The 15,782-nt window shown below is 57.2% G+C and carries 14 protein-coding genes; 3 read left to right on the forward strand and 11 right to left on the reverse strand.

Translation table 11 applies throughout. The features are described from left to right. Positions 1-157 precede the first annotated feature (157 nt). Positions 158-910, reverse strand: a complete 753-nt coding sequence (gene cutC, locus ACJY2L_RS02245) for a copper homeostasis protein CutC (protein ID WP_439212217.1) — start codon at positions 908-910, stop codon at positions 158-160. An 88-nt stretch (positions 911-998) separates the two neighbouring features. Here cutC and ACJY2L_RS02250 point away from each other — a divergent pair, with 88 nt between their 5' ends. Then, complete coding sequence (locus ACJY2L_RS02250; protein WP_439212218.1) at positions 999-2,141, forward strand: MalY/PatB family protein; 1,143 nt, start codon at positions 999-1,001, stop codon at positions 2,139-2,141. Here ACJY2L_RS02250 and ACJY2L_RS02255 read toward each other — a convergent pair. Beyond that, positions 2,138-2,701, reverse strand: coding sequence for a VOC family protein (locus ACJY2L_RS02255; RefSeq protein WP_439212219.1), 564 nt, complete (start codon positions 2,699-2,701; stop codon positions 2,138-2,140). The two genes, ACJY2L_RS02250 and ACJY2L_RS02255, sit on opposite strands and share 4 nt — an antisense overlap. Positions 2,702-3,005: 304 nt before the next feature. Between ACJY2L_RS02255 and ACJY2L_RS02260 the strand changes: the two genes are divergently transcribed. Then, positions 3,006-3,128 (forward strand): hypothetical protein, encoded by a 123-nt coding sequence (locus tag ACJY2L_RS02260; protein WP_262385463.1) that lies wholly within the window; start codon positions 3,006-3,008, stop codon positions 3,126-3,128. A gap of 193 nt (positions 3,129-3,321) precedes the next feature. Continuing rightward, a complete protein-coding gene (gene argS, locus ACJY2L_RS02265; RefSeq protein ID WP_439212220.1) occupies positions 3,322-5,052 on the forward strand; it encodes an arginine--tRNA ligase in 1,731 nt (576 codons plus the stop codon). 38 nt (positions 5,053-5,090) lie between these two features. Here argS and flhE read toward each other — a convergent pair whose 3' ends face one another. The 9 genes from flhE to ACJY2L_RS02310 all read right to left on the reverse strand — a co-directional run bounded on the left by flhE (position 5,091) and on the right by ACJY2L_RS02310 (position 15,689). Further along, the gene (gene flhE, locus ACJY2L_RS02270; protein ID WP_439212656.1) at positions 5,091-5,495 is read right to left on the reverse strand and encodes a flagellar protein FlhE; all 405 of its coding nucleotides are present in this window, start codon (positions 5,493-5,495) and stop codon (positions 5,091-5,093) included. Further along, positions 5,495-7,582, reverse strand: coding sequence for a flagellar biosynthesis protein FlhA (gene flhA / locus ACJY2L_RS02275; protein ID WP_439212221.1), 2,088 nt, complete (start codon positions 7,580-7,582; stop codon positions 5,495-5,497). Before flhA ends, flhE begins: the two co-directional genes overlap by 1 nt. Further along, positions 7,575-8,726: a flagellar biosynthesis protein FlhB gene (gene flhB, locus ACJY2L_RS02280; protein WP_439212222.1), complete on the reverse strand. Its 1,152-nt coding sequence runs from the start codon at positions 8,724-8,726 to the stop codon at positions 7,575-7,577. The genes flhA and flhB overlap by 8 nt, the downstream gene beginning before the upstream one ends. 183 nt (positions 8,727-8,909) lie before the next feature. Then, on the reverse strand, positions 8,910-9,554 hold the full coding sequence (gene cheZ, locus ACJY2L_RS02285) for a protein phosphatase CheZ (RefSeq protein ID WP_067431497.1): 645 nt from the start codon (positions 9,552-9,554) through the stop codon (positions 8,910-8,912). Positions 9,555-9,563: 9 nt separating this feature from the next. Beyond that, complete coding sequence (gene cheY, locus ACJY2L_RS02290) at positions 9,564-9,953, reverse strand: chemotaxis response regulator CheY (RefSeq protein ID WP_439212223.1); 390 nt, start codon at positions 9,951-9,953, stop codon at positions 9,564-9,566. A gap of 30 nt (positions 9,954-9,983) precedes the next feature. Next, positions 9,984-11,033: a protein-glutamate methylesterase/protein-glutamine glutaminase gene (locus ACJY2L_RS02295; protein ID WP_209501917.1), complete on the reverse strand. Its 1,050-nt coding sequence runs from the start codon at positions 11,031-11,033 to the stop codon at positions 9,984-9,986. Continuing rightward, on the reverse strand, positions 11,033-11,905 hold the full coding sequence (cheR, locus tag ACJY2L_RS02300; protein ID WP_439212224.1) for a protein-glutamate O-methyltransferase CheR: 873 nt from the start codon (positions 11,903-11,905) through the stop codon (positions 11,033-11,035). The genes ACJY2L_RS02295 and cheR overlap by 1 nt, the downstream gene beginning before the upstream one ends. Before the next feature lie 291 nt (positions 11,906-12,196). Further along, positions 12,197-13,873: a methyl-accepting chemotaxis protein gene (locus ACJY2L_RS02305; RefSeq protein WP_439212225.1), complete on the reverse strand. Its 1,677-nt coding sequence runs from the start codon at positions 13,871-13,873 to the stop codon at positions 12,197-12,199. 154 nt (positions 13,874-14,027) lie between these two features. Then, positions 14,028-15,689 (reverse strand): methyl-accepting chemotaxis protein, encoded by a 1,662-nt coding sequence (locus ACJY2L_RS02310; protein WP_439212226.1) that lies wholly within the window; start codon positions 15,687-15,689, stop codon positions 14,028-14,030. Between the last annotated feature and the right edge of the window lie 93 nt (positions 15,690-15,782).

Below are 15,782 nucleotides of genomic sequence, written 5' to 3' on the forward strand. Positions count from 1 at the left end.
ACGCGTTGGCGGTGGGGTTTTGTATGAGAAATGGCTGAACACGGCGGATCGATTTGCCTGAATAACGGGCAAAAAAAACCCCAACAAGGCGCTGGGGTCTGGTACTTGCAAACATCACGTCGGTTAGGGCGTGCTGCGCGGCAAAATCGGTGATGATTCAGGCAACGCGCGCTCCGTTCATCTGGATTAACGCCTGCATCGCCTCAACCATATCGCCATCTACGCTGTAGCGGCTAAATTCTTCCGTTTCGGAGTCTGAACACATCGATACGCCCGCTTTACGGTAACGCATCGACGAGGATAATAACCGGCTGGCCGAGCTGTGCACCTCTCTGATGCCGCAATCCAGAAACTTCTGCAGATTGCTTAAACGGACCCCAGCACCAGCCATAACGATTGGACCTTCAGGCAGCTGATTAAGTTCCCGCAGCAGCGCAATTCCGTTTTCTGCACTTTGCTGCTGGCCTGAAGTCAGAATGCGCGCAATGCCGAGATCGGTCAACTCCTGATACGCGCGCTTCGGACTGTGACACAGGTCAAAGGCGCGGTGAAAGGTCACCGCCATATTGCCGGTCAGCGCCATTAGCTGCTGCATTCTCGCCCGGTCGATATGGCCATCCTGATCGAGCAGCCCAACCACCACGCCGGGAAAGCCCATTTCGCGGATCAGGGTGACGTCAGACTTAATGGCGTCAAATTCCGCCTCGCCGTAGCAAAAATCGCCGCCGCGTGGCCGCACGATCGGGTGCACCGGAATCGAGACCCGTTCCCGCGCCTGTTGCAGCATGCCAAACGACGGCGTAATGCCGCCCTCTTTGGGTGCCGCACACAGCTCGATGCGGTTCGCACCGGCCCACTGTGCAGTCACGGCGCAATCCACGCCATAGCAGCATATTTCCAGTATTGTCATTCTGCTCTCCTGTTTAATGACCGCTGGCTGGGCACCAGAATCTCAGTTAGTCTGCCATCAGCAGCTAAGTCTAACGGGAAACGCGCACATGACATTCAATTTTGACCAGGGTATAGACCGTCGTCACAGCGATAGCCTTAAATGGAATAAATATGGCGACGATGTGCTGCCTCTCTGGGTAGCAGATACCGACTTTCGTTCACCGGATTGCATCATTGATGCGTTAACCGCCCGCGTTCAGCACGGCGTATTTGGTTACGGCACCACGCCGCACGATTTTATGGCCATTGCCTGCCAGCGCATGCAGCAGCGTTACGGCTGGCAAGTGCAACCGGAATGGCTGGTGGTGTTACCGGGGGTGGTCAGCGGCCTGAATCTGGCGGTGCGCGCCTTTACCGATGCGCAGCAGAGCACTATTGCGCCCACCCCCATTTATCCGCCATTCCGTCTTGCTGCGAAGCTGGCCGGTCGTCTGCAGCGCAATGCGCAGATGCGGCTGGAACAGGGCCGCTGGCTGATGGATCTTGATGCTTTGGCGCCGCAGCTTGACGGCAGTGAAAAGCTGCTGATGCTCTGTCATCCGCACAATCCATGCGGCACCGTCTGGCGACGCGACGAGCTGGAGGCGCAACTGGCGTTCGCCCGGCGTCACAATCTGATCGTCTGTTCCGATGAGATCCACAGCGATCTGATCCTCGAGTCCGATCTCAAACATATCCCTTTTGCCAGCCTGAGCGAAGACGCTGAGCAGCGCTCGATCACCCTGCTCTCGCCGTCGAAAACCTTTAACATCGCCGGTCTCGGCGCCTCACTGGCGATCATTCCCAACGCTGACCTGCGTGAGCGCTTTAATCAGACACGCAAAGGCATCGTGCCCGAGGTGGATATTCTGGCGCTGGTAGCCGCCTGCGCCGCCTGGCGTGACGGACAGCCGTGGCTGGATGCGCAGCTCGATTACCTGCGCGGCAATCGTGACTGGCTGGTGAACGCAGTCAATCAACTGCCCGGCTTGCAGATGCAGTCGCCGGAAGCGACCTACCTCGGCTGGATCAACGCCCGGAAATTATCGGTAGCCAGCCCGGCGCTGTTCTTTGAAAAGCACGGGCTGGGTTTCTCGCCGGGCCGCGATTTTGGCGACGATGCGTTTATCCGCATTAACTTCGGCTGCACCCGCGCCACGCTGGAAGACGCACTGCAGCGCATGCAGCGCGCGCTGGCGACGCTGGCTTAGCGCTGCTCGCTGGCCACAATCTCCTTCAGGCTCCACGGATGGAACTTGATGGTGGTTTGCCCGTCGCTCACCGCCAGCGTGGGATTGGGTAAACGCTCATTTTCGCCCTGTGGCGAACTGGTTTTGACGCTGATGCCCTGCTGGCTCAGCCCCTCATCACTCATCATCGACAGCGCGCGAGCCGCTACCGTCTCCGGATCGCCGCGCAGCACGATTTCAATGTGCTCCCAGCCTTCGTGCGGATAGCGTTTGTTGCCCGGCCACGGCAGTTCCACGACGTCAATCTGTAACGGGCCAATCTGCAGCGGCCGATCAAGCGCAAACAGACAAATCGGGCGGCCATTGATCATATTTTCTGAAAACATCTTACCGCAGCTTATCAGCCCGGTTTTCCAGCGTTCCGCCGTGGTGTTCTGGTGACAACGCAGCGAAATGTGGTCCGCTTCCAGCCCCTCCAGAGCGAGCCCGAGTCGATCGGCCAGCGCCAGCAGCGAAGCGGTAAAACGATCGATATCCTGTTCCAGATCGGCCAATAACGCAGAGTGAAAAGCTGATGCCACAACGTCTCCTTAAAGATAAAAAAATGATTACTAACGGGATTAAAACAGATGTTACTATCACAACCGAAAATGAGATTTGTTGCGGCTTTTTACCAAAAACCACGTTCCTGTCTGCTTTTTGCTTTCAGACTCCACTGAAAAATTGCACTTTAGTACCAGTAGTATGTTTATAAAAAACAGTTAACTCTTTGTTTTTTTATGTCATTAATTATTCAATGGGATAACTCTCATTTGGTTGGTGATGAATTGCAGCGGTGACGGCTTTCTATTAAGTTTGTCACGACCATCATAAAAGGAATGGCTTATGTCTATGTTAATCGTTTCGGCAGTCCTCATCGCCCTGATGGGATTTGCAATTACTCGCCACTGGAAGATTCGTGCCGATAAAACTGTTAAGAACCCACGTCGTCATTTGCGTCGTCGTTAACACCCCGCTTTTACGGCGGAAACAGTGGCCGCCATGTTTCCGCCCATCTTAATGCAGGCTACTGACGCCTGAAAACAAATCACGTATACTTTTCCCCTTCTTTTTCCGCTTTGCGAACATTCTTTGTTCAGCTAAGGCGATGTTCCGGTGCGTTTTTTTCAAACGAACCGCTTAAGCGCATATAGGTAACTTGGTGAATATTCAGGCTCTTCTTTCCGAAAAAGTCAGTCAGGCAATGATCGCGGTCGGCGCACCAGCGGATTGCGAACCGCAGGTTCGTCAGTCGGCGAAGGCGCAGTTTGGCGACTATCAGGCTAACGGCATCATGGCAGTGGCGAAAAAACTGGGTCAGGCGCCACGTCAGCTGGCCGAGCAGGTGCTGCAGCATCTTGATCTGCAGGGCATTGCCAGTAAGGTTGAGATTGCCGGTCCAGGTTTTATCAATATCTTTCTTGAGCGCGCCTGGCTGGGTCAGCAGGTGGCGGCCGCACTGACCGCGCCAAAACTGGGCGTGGCGTCGGTCACGCCGCAGACCATCGTGGTTGATTACTCCGCGCCCAACGTGGCCAAAGAGATGCACGTTGGCCACCTGCGTTCCACCATCATTGGCGATGCGGCCGTGCGCACGCTGGAATTCCTTGGCCACCATGTCATTCGCGCTAACCACGTCGGCGACTGGGGCACACAGTTCGGCATGTTGATCGCCTTTTTAGAAAAGCAGCAGAAAGAGCATCACGAAGAGATTGCGCTGGCCGATCTGGAAGCGTTCTACCGCGAAGCTAAGCGCACTTATGACGAAGATGCCGCCTTTGCCGAGCGCGCGCGCAGCTACGTGGTGAAGCTGCAGGGCGGCGATGAGTATTGCCGTAAAATGTGGCGTCGTTTGGTGGATGTCACCATGACGCAGAATCAGCACGGCTACGATCGCCTTAATGTCACCCTGACGCGTGACGATGTGATGGGCGAAAGCCTCTACAACGACATGCTGCCGGGCATCGTTGCCGACCTGAAAGCCAAAGGGCTGGCGGTGGAAAGCGAAGGCGCCACCGTGGTGTTCCTCGATGAATATAAAAACAAAGAGGGCGAACCGATGGGCGTCATCATCCAGAAAAAGGATGGCGGCTACCTCTACACCACCACGGATATCGCCTGCGCGAAATACCGCTATGAAACGCTGCATGCCGATCGCGTGCTCTATTACATCGATTCCCGTCAGCACCAGCATCTGATGCAGGCGTGGACCATCGTGCGTAAAGCGGGCTACGTACCGGAATCGGTGCCGCTTGAGCACCATATGTTTGGCATGATGCTGGGTAAAGATGGTCGTCCGTTTAAGACGCGCAGCGGCGGCACCATCAAGCTGGCCGATCTGCTCGACGAAGCGCACGAGCGCGCGCTGACGCTGATCAAATCGAAAAACCCGGATATGGCTGAGGATGACGCGAATCGCATGGCGGAAGTGATCGGCATCGGCGCGGTGAAGTATGCCGATCTGTCGAAAAGCCGCACCACCGATTACGTATTCGACTGGGATAACATGCTGGCGTTTGATGGCAATACTGCGCCTTACATGCAGTATGCCTACACGCGTGTGCTGTCGGTGTTCCGCAAGGCGGGCATTGATGAAGCGAGCCTGTCAAGTGACGTGCGGGTCAGTGACGATCGCGAAGCGGCGCTGGCAGCGCGCCTGCTGCAGTTTGAAGAAACCATTACTCAGGTTGCGCGTGACGGTACGCCGCATGTGATGTGTGCTTATTTGTACGATTTGGCGGGTCTGTTCTCCAGCTTCTATGAGCACTGCCCGATTCTCAGCGCGGAAGAGGCAACCGTGCGCCAGAGCCGTCTGATGCTGGCCAGCCTCACCGCTAAAACGCTCAAGCAAGGCCTACAAACGCTGGGTATTGATACGGTAGACAGAATGTAAAACTGCCCTCCCCGTTTCTTATACGGAACGGGGAAGTTTTACTGCGCGCCGCGATAGTTGACCATCACGTCGGCGCTGAGTACCCGCAACACCCTTTTCAACTGCCCCGACCCTTCCACACCGAAAATAAAACGTAACGGTTCATCGGCGCTGACATTGGTCAATCCGCGCGTCGTGCCGCTGGCGCCTTCCAGCGGGACACAGCGCTGGCTGGAACAAAGACGCGCCTGCAACCCGGCGGGTGCCGGACCATTCAGCTCATAACGCCAGTAAACCAGCGTCATGGTGCCATTAATTTTCTCACTGGCAATTAGCGGCTGCGATGAGGCCTGCACGCCAGCATTGCTTAACGCCGGGCCGCGCGCCGAGGCGCTCCACGCGCCATCATTGGCCTGTGCCAGCAGCGGCAGCAGCGCTAACATCGCCATCACTCTGCGTTTCATCATTTGCCTCCAATGGTTGCGGTCATGCGGATCTGACGGGTATCGCTCAGTTCCATATTGGAGAGCACCACCAACTGCGGCAGATTGCGGCGCAGGAAGCGCGACAGCAGCGCACGCAGCGGATGATTAACCAGCAGCACCGGTGGAGCGCCCAGCACTTCCTGACGCTGCAGCGCGGCCTGCGCTTGATCCAGCAGACGATCGGCGAGGCCCGGTTCCAGCCCGCCGCCGCCCTGCAAGGCCTGCAGCAGCAGACGTTCCAGCATTGAGTCAAGACCAATCACCTGCACTTCGCCGTTGCCCGGGAACCACTGTTGGGTGATCGCCCGGCCCAACGCCACGCGGACTACCGTGGTCAGCTCCTGCGGATCGTTCTGTACCGGCGCATGTTCCGCCAGCGTTTCGATGATGGTGCGCATATCACGCATCGATACGCGTTCCACCAGCAGGTTCTGCAACACTTTATGCAGCGTGGTCAGCGTGATCACGCCAGGAATCAGATCCTCGGTCAGCTTCGGCATCTCCTGGCTGACGCGATCCAACAGCTGCTGCGCTTCCTGACGCCCAAACAGCTCGCTGGAATATTGGCCCAGCAAATGGTTGAGGTGGGTGGCAACCACGGTACTCGCTTCCACCACGGTATAGCCCTGAATCTGCGCCTGCTCTTTCAGCGCGCTGTCGATCCAGATCGCCGCCAGCCCAAACGCCGGATCTACCGTGGCTTCGCCCGGCAAGGTGCCGGCGGCGGTGCCGGGGTTAATCGCCATCCAGCGGCCTGGGTAAGCGTCGCCGCTGCCAATCTCCACCCCTTTCATCAGGATGCGATAGCGTGCCGGTGGCAAATCCATGTTGTCACGGATATGCACTACCGGCGGCAGGAAACCCACTTCCTGCGCGAATTTCTTACGAATACTGCGGATACGGCCCAGCAGCTCACCGTTTTGTTCATGGTCAACCATCGGAATCAGGCGGTAGCCCACTTCCATGCCCAGTGAATCTTCCAGCTGGACGTCGGTCCACGACGCTTCCACCGATGCTGCGGTCTCCTGCGGCTTAATGCTGATGCTCTGCGCAGGCGTCTTCGTCGCCTGCATCTGGCGACCGCGCTGCCACCAGGCAAGGCCGAGCAGGCCAGCGGTGAACAGCAGGAACACAAAGTTTGGCATGCCCGGCACCAGGCCGAGTAAACCGATCACGCCGGCACTCAGCATCATGACGCGCGGGTTAGCAAACAGCTGGGTCACCATCTGCTCGCCAACGTCCTGATCGGTGCCGACGCGGGTCACGATAACGCCCGCGGCGGTGGAGATGACCAGCGCAGGAATCTGGGCCACCAGGCCGTCACCGATGGTCAGCAGGGTGTAGCTTTCTGCCGCGTGGCCCATGTCCATGCCGTGCTGAATCACCCCCACCAGCAGGCCGCCGACCACGTTGATGATCATGATCATGATGCCAGCGATGGCGTCGCCACGAACGAATTTACTCGCACCGTCCATCGAGCCGTAGAAGTCCGCTTCCTGGGTCACGTCGGAGCGGCGTTTTTTTGCCTCTTCTTCGCCAATCAAACCGGCGTTCAGGTCGGCGTCGATCGCCATCTGCTTACCGGGCATACCGTCCAGCACAAAGCGTGCGCCTACTTCAGCGATACGGCCCGCACCTTTGGTGATAACCATAAAGTTGATGATCACGAGGATGATAAACACCACGATACCGATAGCGAAGTTACCGCCGACCAGAAAGTGGCCAAAGGCTTCGACCACCTGGCCCGCCGCGGCACCGCCGGTATGGCCTTCCATCAGGATGATACGCGTGGAGGCGACGTTCAGCGCCAGGCGCAGCAGCGTTGAGAACAGCAGAATGGTAGGAAACGCCGCGAACTCCAGCGTTTTCTGAGTAAACATCGCCACCAACAGCACCATGATCGACAGCGCAATGTTGAAGGTAAACAGCAAATCGAGGATGAACGGCGGTAACGGCAGCACCATCATCGACAGGATAATCAGGATCAGGATGGGCCCGGCCAGCACCTGCCACTGCGTATCTTTAAAGTTGCCCGGCAGACGGAGCATCGTGGACAGATTAGACATCGTTTTTCTTCTCTCCAGCAAAATCGAGTTCTGCCGGGACCGGCAGGTTATTTGGTTTCTTCGGAATCAGGCCGCCTTCACGCTTCCAGCGTCGCACCTGCCAGACCCAGGCCAGCACTTCCGCCACCGCACCATACAGCGTGCCGGGGATATGCTGACCAATCTCACTGTGGCGATAGAGCGCGCGCGCCAGCGGCGGAGCTTCCAGAATCGGAATACGATTCTCCACGCCCAGTTCACGAATACGCAGGGCAATATCGCCGGCGCCTTTTGCCAATACCTTGGGTGCGCTCATCTTCTTCTCGTTGTAGGCCAGTGCCACGGCGTAGTGCGTCGGGTTGGTCACAATGACGTCCGCCTTTGGCACATCGGCCATCATGCGGCGCCGTGAGGCTGCACGCATCTGTTGCCGGATGCGCCCTTTTACGTGCGGGTCGCCATCCTGCTCTTTGTGTTCATCGCGAATCTCCTGGCGGGTCATGCGCAGCCCTTTAAAGAAGCTGTAGAGCTGCCAGAAAACGTCAAAGCCCACCATCGGAATCAGCCCAAGCAAAATCAACAGCCCGCAGACGGCGATCATATTCAGGCCATGGCCCAGCGCGTCAAACGGCGATTCGCTGATCAGTCGCAGCATGTCCGGCCAATGGCTGCGCAGGTAAAACCAGGTCACGGTGCCGACGATAAGCGCCTTCAGGATGGCTTTGAACAGCTCTGCCCACGCCTGCCCGGCCACAATTTTTTTCAAGCCTTTCAGCGGGTTCATTTTACCCACGTCAAACTTGATCGCTTTACCGCTGATTACCACGCCACCGAGCAGCATCGGCGCGGCAATCGCCACCAGCACCAGCCCGGCAAACACCGGCACCAGCGCGCCAATCGCCTGACCCAGCAGGTTGGCGATATGACGAATAATCAGATTGTCATCGTTGACCATACTGTGGTCAAAGTTCAGTCCCGCCCGCAGCATCGCCGCCATCTGGCGCGCCATCGATTCACCTCCTACCCAGAGGATCATCAGGCCCACCACCAGCATCAGCAGAGAAGTCAGCTCGCGCGAACGCGGTATCTGGCCTTCTTCTCGGGCTTTATCAAGTCGGTGAGCCGTGGGGGATTCTGTTTTTTCCTCTTCGCTATCTCCGGACACGGCGATAATTCTCAGGCGGGGAATGAGTGAGAATAGAGTGCCAGAGTCGCGCAAAAGCGATGGCAAGAGTAATGAGGCGAAATTGCGGTTATTTCAGGGATGGAATAGCAAAAAGGCCAGGCCGAAGAGCATCGGCCCGGTTACATCATGGGGCGACCAGCACGGCCGCCCAAAGGTCCAACATCAAAATCCGAGGCTGTCCAGCAGGTCATCAACCTGATCCTGGTTTGCCACAACGCCTGGCGCTGCCGCATTGACCTGTGGGCCATTCAGCAGGCTGTCGTTGTCACGCTTCTGCCGTGCGTTCGCTTCCGGCATGTTTTCCAACAGCACCATCAGTAGCTGACGTTCGATCTCCTGAATCACATCCATCATGCGCTTGATTACCTGACCGGTAAGGTCCTGGAAATCCTGCGCCATCATAATGTCGAGCAGCTGCGAGTTGGTAAATGACGTATGAGTGGGCACCTCGCCAAGATACGCACGCGTATCTGAAACCAGTGACCGGGCATCCGTCAGCTCAATAGGGTTCTCAAACCATTCATCCCAACGGCCTTGCAGCTGTTTCGCACCGTTTTCCAGCGCATCCTGATGAGGCTGTGCCGCTTCCACGCTGTTTAGCGCACGATCGGCAGCCTGCGCCGTCATCTGCACCACGTAGTCAAGACGGTCACGCGCATCAGGAATGGCTTCCGCCGCTTCAGCAATCGCCTGGTCCAGTCCCAACTCACGCAGGCTGTCGCGCAGCATGCGTGTTAATGAACCAATGCGGCCAATGATGTCTTGTGCAGACGCCGCATCGGTCGATGGTTTCTGAAGTTCACTCATCACGACTCCTTACATACCCAGTTTTTCGAAGATCTTGCCCAGCTTCTCTTCAAGGGTTGCAGCGGTAAAAGGTTTAACAACATAGCCACTGGCGCCTGCCTGAGCGGCAGCAATGATATTTTCTTTCTTCGCTTCCGCGGTCACCATCAGCACCGGCAGCTTGTTCAGCACGCTGTCTGCACGAATGGTTTGCAGTAGCTCAAGCCCATCCATGTTTGGCATGTTCCAGTCAGATACCACGAAATCGAAACCACCTGAGCGCAGTTTGTTCAGCGCATCAACGCCATCTTCAGCTTCTTCTACGTTGTTGAAGCCCAGCTCTTTTAGCAGGTTACGCACAATACGACGCATCGTATTGAAGTCGTCCACCACTAAAAAACGCATATTCTTGTCAGCCATATCTACTCCTGAGTTATCTGCCTGACTCTGCTAAATACGCAGAGCCTGTCCGGCGCTAATTTTTGCCAGCATGTGCTGACTGATTTGGTGTAAGTCCACCACTTCACTGGCTCCCCCGAGAGCGATCGCTTCTCGCGGCATGCCGAATACCACACAACTCGCCTCATTCTGGGCGATGGTCCAGGCGCCAGCGCGATGCATTTCCAGCATGCCCGCCGCGCCATCGTTCCCCATGCCGGTGAGGATCACACCTACGGCGTTACGCCCCGCGTGGATCGCCACCGACTTAAACAGTACGTCGACTGACGGTTTGTGCCGGTTAACCGGCGGGCCGTCGTTCAGCTTCACCTGATAGTTGGCGCCGCTGCGTGCCAGCTCCATGTGCATCGCACCCGGCGCGATGTAGGCGTGGCCGGGCAGAATACGTTCGCCATCCTCCGCCTCTTTCACCGTGATCTGGCACAGCTTGTTCAGCCGCTCGGCAAATGAGCGGGTAAAGCCAGGCGGCATGTGCTGCGTAATCAGCAGCGCCGGGCTGGTGGCCGGCAGCGGCTGCAACACATGACGAATCGCCTCGGTGCCGCCGGTTGAGGAGCCGATAGCTATCAGCTTCTCGCTGCTGAGCATCGGTCCCGCTTTCAACATCACCGTTGGCCCTTTCGGTCCACGCATCTGCAAACGGGCACGGGCCGCGGCACGTACTTTATCGGCGATCATCTGGCTATAGGCGATCATGCCTTCGCGGATGCCCAATGCCGGTTTGGTGACAAAATCCACCGCGCCCAGCTCCAGCGCCCGCAACGTAATTTCTGAACCTTTACCGGTCAGCGAGGAGACCATCACCACCGGCATCGGCCGCAAACGCATCAGTTTTTCAAGAAAATCGAGCCCATCCATGCGCGGCATTTCAACATCAAGCGTCAGCACCTGCGGGTTGAACTGCTTAATCAGATCCCGCGCCACCAGAGGATCTGGCGCGGTTGCCACCATTTCCATGTCCGGATGGCTGTTAATGATCTCGGTCATCAGCTGACGCATCAGCGCAGAGTCATCAACACACATTACGGTGATTTTGCTCATTATCTTTCCTTAGTCAGCCCGTAAACCGTCTGGCCACGCAGCCAAAATTCTTTGCTGATCTGGCTGAAGTTTTCGGAGTGTCCGGCAAACAGCAAACCACCTGGTTTCAGCATGGGAACAAAACGCCGCAGGATCTTCTCTTGTGTTTCTTTGTCGAAATAGATCATCACGTTACGGCAAAAAATTGCATCAAACGGGCCGGGCACCGCCCACTCATTGCCCAACAGGTTGAGCTGGCTAAAGTTAACCAGATTGGTCAGCTCTGGCCGGGCGCGCACCATGCCAGCGTGCGGGCCGGTGCCGCGTAGAAAAAAGCGCTGCATCTGCGGCTGCGACAGCGTACGCAGCTCTTCCTGACGGTAAACGCCCGATATCGCCTTCTCCAGTACCTGGGTGTCGATATCACTGGCGTGTACCTGAAACTTGCCTGGTCCGCCGCCCAGCGTTTCGGCCAGCGTCATGGCGATAGAATAGGGCTCTTCACCGGTAGAGGCCGCCGTACTCCAGACGCTGTAGCTGCCGCCGCGTTTTTTCGCATGCTCAGCCAGAATCGGAAAATGGTGCGCCTCACGAAAAAATGCCGTCAGGTTGGTGGTCAGCGCATTGATGAACGCCTGCCACTCGGCGCTGTTCTGATCGGATTCCAGCAGCGCCAGGTAACGACCAAAGTCATCGATATTCAGCGTACGCAGACGACGCACCAGGCGGTTGTAAACCATCTCCCGCTTGTGATCGGCCAGAACAATACCGGCACGCTGGTAAATCAGCTGGCTGATGCGACGAAAATGCGTATCAGACAACGGCAGTCGCTGCACCATCTGTGAGAGCAGAGTGGTGTTCTCACCCTGATCCAGTAACGTTGATTTTTTCATGTATAGCCACCCGGCAAAGTACGGATTAAAGAGATAAAAAGGGTTCAGTTTCCTCGAATGCCAGCGTAGCGTCAGACTAAAGCGCCTTTTTGCGCCGCAATCCCGACAGACTTCAGTTCTTCGTCTGTCTAACGCCGTAGTGACCGGTACCGCTTTCAGGTATCAGCGCGGCCTTCTGTGGTACTCACTGCGCTGATGGCTCTGCCTGAGCGCACCACCTAAAGTGACATTGTCACTTTTTTTATCGGTCTGTTGCTGCTGTCAGTGCCGCCCTTGCGGGCGGCCTGCGATTCAGAAGGTTTCCCAGTTGTCGTTTGCATTGGCGGCGGACTTACTACCACCGGCTAAAACCGGCACAGTTAAGGGATTCTTACTTTCTCTAACTTGGTTAACGGCCTGGCCGCCGAATTCTTTACGGATATTGAACGCAGAGACCGCTTGTTTTAGTCGACTAGCCTGATCTTCCAGCGATGCTGCCGCCGCAGCGGATTCCTGTACCAGCGAGGCGTTCTGCTGCGTCACCTGATCCATCTCGGTTACCGCAATGCCAATCTGGTCAATACCGCGGCTCTGCTCGTCCGACGCCGAGGCGATTTCACCCATGATGTCGGTGACGCGGGTTACCGCATTAACGATATCGTTCATGGTTGCACCCGCGACGCTGACCTGGTTGGAGCCGCTGTCGACGCGATTGACCGAATCCTGAATCAGCGATTTGATCTCTTTTGCCGCCTGGGCGCTGCGCTGCGCCAGGTTGCGCACCTCGCCCGCCACCACCGCAAAGCCTCGGCCCTGCTCACCGGCGCGCGCCGCTTCCACCGCGGCGTTCAGCGCGAGGATGTTGGTCTGGAAGGCGATGCCATCGATCACGCTGATGATGTCAGCAATCTTTTTCGAGCTGCCAGCGATTTCGTTCATGGTTTTCACCACGCCCGCCACCACGCTGCCACCCTTCTCAGCGGTTTCTGAGGCGCTGAGCGCCAGCTGCGACGCCTGGCGGGCGTTCTCGGCGTTCTGCTTCACCGTGGCGGTGAGCTGCTCCATGCTGGCCGCGGTTTCCTCCAGCGAGGCCGCCTGCTGCTCGGTGCGGGCTGAGAGATCGTTGTTACCGGCGGCAATTTCGCTGGCACCGGTGTAGATCGCATCGGAGCCATCACGCACCCGGCTCACGGTAGAGATCAGTTCCTGCTGCATATGCTGCAGCGAGGCCAGCAGTTCACCGATTTCGTTACGGCTTTCAACCTCAATCTTCTGCGTCAAATCACCGGCGGCAATATGGCGAATGTGGGCAATGCTGCTTTTCAGCGGCGCGACCAGTAGCTTCTGCATGCCGCTCCACACCAGCAACATCACGCTCAGCGAGACGATCAGCACCAGGGTCAGCATCCAGATGGTACGCTGCCAGGCGCTTTCATTGGTCGCCACGCCATCTGCCATCAGCTGATTGATCACCTTCTGCCAGTTGGCATAAGAGGCACCCATGCGATCCTGAAATCCCTGGGTAGGCTGATCGATAAACGCCTGAAACTGGTTGGTGGTAAAAAACACCGTCAGCTCATCAAGCGCCTGACGATAGGCTTTGTAATCGTTCAGCAGCGCCTGCACATCCGGTGCCGCTCGGCCCTCATCACTTAACGTGGCGTTGAACACCGCCATCGAACGATCGGCGGTTTCCAGTTCGCTTTTCGCCAGCGTCACCAGTTTGGCTACCGCGGCGACGGATTCGGGTGAGGTTGCATCCTGCAAATGTTGAATACCGGCGCGGTTCAGCGTGTTACGCGCCTGCACCAGCGAGACCCATGAGGTGCCCATTGCGCGTTGCAGGTTGCTCATCTGTTGGCTAAAAGCAAAATTATCCTTATCCGCTTTTACGGTGTGAAAAAACATGCCGCCCATGGCAAGTTGAATAACAGCGAATAACACCAGCACGCCCAGCAGGCCGGTGACGATACGAATACGCTTTAGCATAGAAACCTCTTTTATTGTTGGTTCCTGAGTTATCGACCAATTCTGTTTGGGCTTTATCGCTGGCACAGCGATGTCAGCTGTTTATCTGTACAGCCCGCATTTTTGACATAAAAAAGGCGGAGTTTCCTCCGCCTACAGATGATTGTTCTGATAATCAGAAGGTTTCCCAGTTATCCGTCGGCGGCGTGCCCGCTGCGGCACGCAGCACCGGCTGTGGCACCACCCGGCTCAGCGGCTGGCTGGTACGTCCGCTGCCGCTGTTGCTGATGCGGAACACCGATACCGCCTGACTCAGGCGGCTCGCCTGCGCCTCCAGCGATGAGGCCGCCGCGGCAGACTCCTGCACCAGCGAGGCGTTCTGCTGCGTCACCCGGTCCATCTCAGTCACCGCCTGACCCACCTGGTCGATACCGCGACTCTGCTCGTCCGACGCCGAGGCGATTTCACCCATGATGTCGGTGACACGGGTCACCGCGCTAACGATGTCATTCATGGTGTCACCGGCGACACTGACCTGCGCCGATCCGCTGTCCACCCGGCTGACCGAATCCTCAATCAGCGATTTGATCTCTTTTGCCGCCTGGGCGCTGCGCTGCGCCAGGCTACGTACTTCGCCCGCCACCACCGCAAAGCCACGGCCCTGCTCACCGGCGCGCGCTGCTTCCACCGCGGCGTTCAGCGCCAGAATATTGGTCTGGAAAGCGATGCCGTCAATCACGCTGATGATGTCGGCGATCTTTTTCGAGCTGCCGGCGATATCGTTCATGGTTTTCACCACGCCCGCCACCACGTTGCCGCCTTTCTCGGCGGTGGCTGAGGCGCTGAGCGCCAGCTGTGATGCCTGACGGGCGTTCTCGGCGTTCTGCTTCACCGTGGCGGTGAGCTGCTCCATGCTGGCCGCGGTCTCTTCCAGCGAGGCCGCCTGCTGCTCAGTGCGCGCTGAGAGATCGTTGTTACCGGCGGAGATTTCGCTGGCACCGGTAAAGATGGCATCTGAACCGGTGCGCACATCGCTGACCGTGCGGACCAGCTCCTGCTGCATATGCTGCAGGCTCGACGCCAGCTGGCTCATTTCGTTGCGCCCTTCTACCGCAATCGGCTGGGTCAGATCGCCCGCCGCAATGGCGCGGATGTTGCCGATAATTGCGTTCAGCGGCAGAATCAGCACGCTGCGCAGGCCAAACCAGCTGGCCAGAATCACCGCAAAGACGATCGCCAACACCAGGCCAATCACCCACATCATCTGCACAAAGGCCGCATGATTCTTCGCTTCGCCTTTCGCCGCCATTGATGCCTGCGCTTCACGCCATTCGGTATAGGCTTTCTGCATCTCGCCCTGCTTCTGCTCAATGTTGAGTTTCAGCATGCCCTGCAGATCGTTGGCCTGCATCAGTTGCAGCATCATCTTCAGCGCTGCGTTATAGCTGCCGTAACGGCTTTCCAGCTCGTCGGTAATGCGGGTATCGAAATTCGGCAGCTCCGGCAGGTTGTAATAGATCTTGTAGTGCGCCTCGGCATCCGCCAGCAGCTGCTGCGTTTTGGCAATCACGCTGTCAAGATTACCGCCGTTCATGTTTGCCACCGCGCTGCTCTGCATACGCAGCATGCCGCGGTTAAGCTGAATGCGCGTCTGGTTCAGCGCAATCCACGCGTCGGTCATTGAGGTGACGTTTCCGGTCGCCAGCTGTGAAACGGCAAAGCTCGCTTTGTCATTTTCCAACGCCCGAAAACTGAGCCAGCTGGAGGAGAGCTGAATAATACCGAACAGGCAGAGCACCGCGACCAGGCTGGTCACGACTTTGATTCTTTTAAACATGGTTATCCCTGAAACTGGAAAAATACTGACGAGGGCGTTATCGGCGCGAGCGCCATAGCGATTAGGTATTTTGTGCGCTGCCTGAATCCGTAT

It is taken from the genome of Duffyella sp. Ts4 (genome assembly GCF_051851875.1).
In the GTDB taxonomy this organism is placed as follows: Bacteria; Pseudomonadota; Gammaproteobacteria; order Enterobacterales; family Enterobacteriaceae; genus Duffyella; species Duffyella gerundensis.

Coding starts and splice junctions, on each gene's coding strand:
- cheZ (WP_067431497.1), bottom strand. CDS start 9,554: ATGAGTGAACTTCAGAAACCATCGACCGATGCGGCGTCTGCACAAGAC.
- ACJY2L_RS02260 (WP_262385463.1), top strand. CDS start 3,006: ATGTCTATGTTAATCGTTTCGGCAGTCCTCATCGCCCTGATGGGATTT.
- cutC (WP_439212217.1), bottom strand. CDS start 910: ATGACAATACTGGAAATATGCTGCTATGGCGTGGATTGCGCCGTGACT.
- flhA (WP_439212221.1), bottom strand. CDS start 7,582: ATGTCTAATCTGTCCACGATGCTCCGTCTGCCGGGCAACTTTAAAGAT.
- cheY (WP_439212223.1), bottom strand. CDS start 9,953: ATGGCTGACAAGAATATGCGTTTTTTAGTGGTGGACGACTTCAATACG.
- flhE (WP_439212656.1), bottom strand. CDS start 5,495: ATGAAACGCAGAGTGATGGCGATGTTAGCGCTGCTGCCGCTGCTGGCA.
- ACJY2L_RS02295 (WP_209501917.1), bottom strand. CDS start 11,033: ATGAGCAAAATCACCGTAATGTGTGTTGATGACTCTGCGCTGATGCGT.
- ACJY2L_RS02250 (WP_439212218.1), top strand. CDS start 999: ATGACATTCAATTTTGACCAGGGTATAGACCGTCGTCACAGCGATAGC.
- cheR (WP_439212224.1), bottom strand. CDS start 11,905: ATGAAAAAATCAACGTTACTGGATCAGGGTGAGAACACCACTCTGCTC.
- ACJY2L_RS02310 (WP_439212226.1), bottom strand. CDS start 15,689: ATGTTTAAAAGAATCAAAGTCGTGACCAGCCTGGTCGCGGTGCTCTGC.
- ACJY2L_RS02305 (WP_439212225.1), bottom strand. CDS start 13,873: ATGCTAAAGCGTATTCGTATCGTCACCGGCCTGCTGGGCGTGCTGGTG.